Source organism: Haloferula rosea (genome assembly GCF_016595525.1).
GTDB lineage: Bacteria > Verrucomicrobiota > Verrucomicrobiia > Verrucomicrobiales > Akkermansiaceae > Haloferula > Haloferula rosea.
This window is the reverse complement of the sequence record NZ_JAENII010000039.1, coordinates 1-1,557: the sequence shown is the minus strand read 5'-3', so window position 1 is coordinate 1,557 and position 1,557 is coordinate 1. Positions and strand designations below refer to the sequence as shown.

The window sequence follows — 1,557 nt, the reverse complement described above, 5'->3', positions numbered from 1 at the left end:
CCCGAATGGCGCGTCCTTAAGCGACCTTTCGATAGGTGGATCGGTTCGGGATTTCGATGAACTCACTCCTCGGTTTGTTGAGCAAAGGGAATGGTTTGAGTCTCGTTTTCACCGCCCTTGGCTCGCTACGGAAAGGCCGAGGATCAACCCTCCTCCTCGCCGCCATTTCCAGCAGCAGATCCAGTCGCCGTGCCCTCCGGCGGGGACGACCCGAATCCCGTTTGAACCCGCTGTGCATGGTGGTCGCCAGATCAAGGACGCCTTTGAAACTCACGAGTGCCACGGGAACCCCCTCCCTGAGTGCTGAGCGAAGCATCAGCACGCGTAGCAGGTTGTAGGCGAGGCGGATCATCCCCAGCGTTTTGACGGCCATCTCCGGCGTGCGGACCTTGAGCATCTCGAACCCCAAAGTCGTCTTGATGTCGCGAAGGCGCAGTTCAATCTCCCATCGGCTTGCGTAGAGAGTGTGGAGTTCGATGCCGTCGTAGCGCTCGCTGTCTGTCAGGGTGGTAACCACCGTCATCTTTCGTTTACGGCCGTGGCGATCTTCATAACCGAGCCGGATCAATCTCACTTCCAGTTTCTCGGGAAGCGCCTCCCATTCATTACGAGACATGCTTTGGGAGACGTTCGAGTACATCGGGCGCTTCCATGAAACCAGGCGCTCGTGAGGACTGATCCGCTTCCCCTTGCGCCAGTCCAAAGCCTTCTCGCGGGCCTGATGTAAACGCATTACGGAGTGGCCGCCTCGCGCCAACACCTTGGAAAGGTAGCGGTAGGAACAGTAGGCACGATCAGCCAGCAGGAGGTCTCCATCGCCAATGTAGTTGATGAGTCTGGCCGCGGCCTTCAGATCGTGCTCGTCATTGTGACCCGTGGTGAATGCCTCCCATCCACCGTGACTTAGGTTGAGCATTCCGGAGACGGACATGACTGGAAACCCACACCCCTTCTTCTGCTCGGAGGGCTGCGGAAAAGTCTCCTGATTAGCCTCGGTGTCCATGAGCTTCACCGAGCTTCCGTCAATCGCCTTGAGAGTGAGGCCGTGCCACAACTGGGGCCCGCCTGCGGCCTGTTGCAGCGCCGCGTCCACTCTCCGGCTGATCGAATCGATGAACTCACTACTGAGTCTCAGGCGAGCCTTGCAGTAAGCACTGGTATTGCCAGCGGGGGCAGGAAAGCCGTGATCTGCAGACCATGACTGGACGAATCCCAGCGCCTTCGAGCAAGAGCTGTTGCCCTCAAGAATCTGGGATACCCAGGCCCAAAGCACCGGAATGTGCCCGAAGTGGCGCTGACGCTGGGTAGGATCGATGGAAGCGAGAAACGAGGTCGGCAGTATGTCCTCAAATATCACCCCGTATCCACTTGGAGAAAGCCCAGCGAGCTCATGGCGTCTACTGCGCATTTCGGATTGATGACGGCGTTGGGAATTGGCAAAAATCGTTCGCGGGAAGTCGGTCAGGAGAGGTTGTTTATTCACACTATTCATACCGTACTTCGGCCGGCTTTCCGTCTCTCGTTTTCAACGAAATCGAGCTTAAGGACGCGCCATTC

At 57.6% G+C, this 1,557-nt stretch carries 1 protein-coding gene; it reads right to left on the bottom strand.

Annotated features, from left to right (window positions below; all coding sequences use genetic code 11):
• Nucleotides 1–16: 16 nt before the first annotated feature.
• The gene (locus JIN81_RS18730) at nt 17–1,408 is read right to left on the bottom strand and encodes an IS4 family transposase (protein ID WP_200283605.1); all 1,392 of its coding nucleotides are present in this window, start codon (nt 1,406–1,408) and stop codon (nt 17–19) included.
• Between the last annotated feature and the right edge of the window lie 149 nt (nt 1,409–1,557).

Coding starts and splice junctions, on each gene's coding strand:
- JIN81_RS18730 (WP_200283605.1), bottom strand. CDS start 1,408: ATGCGCAGTAGACGCCATGAGCTCGCTGGGCTTTCTCCAAGTGGATAC.